The organism is Psychrobacter sp., from assembly GCF_030457785.1.
In the GTDB taxonomy this organism is placed as follows: Bacteria; Pseudomonadota; Gammaproteobacteria; order Pseudomonadales; family Moraxellaceae; genus Psychrobacter.
Genome location: NZ_JAKDUI010000288.1, coordinates 1 through 2,177 on the forward strand (window position 1 = coordinate 1; position 2,177 = coordinate 2,177).

The following is a 2,177-nucleotide window of genomic DNA, read 5'->3' on the forward strand; positions in this document are numbered from 1 at the left end:
GTTTGCCTTATTCTTACTTTAAATTGACTACAGTGGTTTTTTAAATTAGCTAATATATACATGCGTATATATTTATTTATAAATATTAAACAAAGACAACTTGGTTAGACTAAATTAAACATAAAACAATATTCATCTGCAAAAGGAAAGATTCATGCCAAACGATATTGAACAAGCTCTTGATAACCTAGTGACCCCTCATGGTAGCCCGGCTTTAAATATTTTATTGCTTGAAGGCAGTATGTTAGAGAACGCTTTGAAAAAAGCAGAAAAACTACCAAGTATCACGATGAGCTCACGAGAGCGTGGCGATTTAATCATGTTTGGTATTGGCGGTTTCACTCCGCTAGACGGCTTTATGAATAAAGCAGACTGGCAAGGCGTCTGCGATGAGATGGAGCTAAAGTCAGGTGAGAATGATGGTCTATTTTGGCCTATCCCTATCACGCTATCAGCCAGTGCTGAGCAAGCCGATGAGCTTGCGGTAGGTGACGAAGTGGCATTGAAAGCCGAAGATGGCGAGATTATGGGTATCTTAACGCTTGAAGAAAAATATAGCATCGATAAAGAGCATGAATGTGAAACAGTATTTGGGACTACCGATACTGAGCATCCAGGTGTGAAGAAAGTAATGGAGCAAGCAGAAGTAAACTTGGCTGGTCGTGTAGAAGTGTTCAGCCAAGGCGAGTTTCCAACAGAATATGCTGGTATCTATATGACACCAACTCAAACTCGTGAAGAATTCGCTAAGAAAGGCTGGAAAAAAGTCGCTGCTTTCCAAACGCGTAACCCAATGCATCGCTCGCACGAATATTTGGCTAAGATCGCCGTTGAAATCTGCGATGGTGTGATGATTCATTCATTACTCGGGGCTCTAAAGCCAGGTGACATCCCTGCCGAAGTGCGTCAAGAAGCCATCGGCACACTAATCGATAACTACTTCAGAAAAGATACGGTTATCCAGTCAGGCTATCCGCTTGATATGCGCTATGCTGGCCCTCGTGAAGCACTACTGCATGCACTATTTAGACAGAACTATGGCTGCTCTGAGTTGATCGTTGGTCGTGACCATGCGGGTGTTGGTGACTATTACGGTGCGTTTGATGCTCAAGATATATTTGATGAAATCCCTGAAGACGCACTAAAAACCAAACCGATTAAAATTGACTGGACGTTCTGGTGTGATGCGTGTCAAGCGATGGCCTCAACCAAGACCTGCCCACATGATGCTGAAAATCACGTGAAAGTATCAGGTACGAAGCTTCGTAAAGCCCTATCTGAAGATCAGGATGTACCTGGTAACTTCAGTCGTCCAGAAGTGCTACAAATCTTGCGTGATTATTATGCAACAATCGCTAAAGAAGACCGTGCTAAGGTTGAGTTGAAGGGTGCTTCGGCTAAATAATATGAGCGACGTGTTAACTGCTGTCCTGCTTGGGTAGCAGTTAACATAAGGCTTGTTGAGTAAGAGGTAGTTCAGTTTTTGTGAGGCGTGACTGCGATATAGCGCACGTGCTGGGTAACAAAACGCCTAACAACCAATATTTGAGTATGTTCAATGAGCACTAATATAGATAGTTTTTTGACAACCTTAAAGAAGACTGTCGATAATAATGAAACGTTTACTGATAGGCTGGTTTTGGAGCATTATGCTTGTCAAATATCAATGATAGATTATCAAAAACCATTGGTGTTTACTTTCGATAATATGACTACTGCTAATTCTGCTGAAAGTCTTGCAGAGAGAACCGGATGGGGGAATGATTTTTTAGTGGGTTTGGGTTATAACGTATGTTCGTTTATAGAGAGCGATAGGTTCCGGTGGTATCGTCATGAAGAGTTTTATCAGTTGGTAGAGGCGATTAGTGCCAAGCGTGTGTTTCAAAAAATGGCGTAGCGAATCAGCTATGGCGGTTCAATGGGTGGCTATGCTGCTTCAGCATATGCCAGTGTACTTGATGCAGATTTAGCGATACTACTCAATCCCATATCTTCTTTAAGAGCCGATGCCACAGCCTTTGAGACTCGATTTAAAAACCCTAAATTAGCTGACTGGCAAGGGCGTTATAATGATGGTGTAGAGGGCGTTAAAGCAATAAAAAGCTATATTGTTTATGATTCTTTGTTTGAATTAGATGCAATACATGCCAAAAGATATTTAAGTGCAAGTAATACCA

At 41.7% G+C, this 2,177-nt stretch carries 3 protein-coding genes; all 3 read left to right on the forward strand.

Features of this window, described 5'->3' with window-relative positions; translation table 11 throughout:
• Nucleotides 1–154 precede the first annotated feature (154 nt).
• Entirely contained in the window at nucleotides 155–1,405 is a 1,251-nt protein-coding gene (gene sat, locus L0J61_RS10610; protein ID WP_301466407.1) for a sulfate adenylyltransferase, read from the forward strand.
• Nucleotides 1,406–1,558: 153 nt separating this feature from the next.
• Nucleotides 1,559–1,897, forward strand: coding sequence for a hypothetical protein (locus L0J61_RS10615; RefSeq protein WP_301466408.1), 339 nt, complete (start codon nucleotides 1,559–1,561; stop codon nucleotides 1,895–1,897).
• Nucleotides 1,898–1,918: 21 nt separating this feature from the next.
• Nucleotides 1,919–2,177 (forward strand): hypothetical protein (locus L0J61_RS10620; protein ID WP_301466409.1); only part of this gene is annotated, 259 nt, incomplete at its 3' end.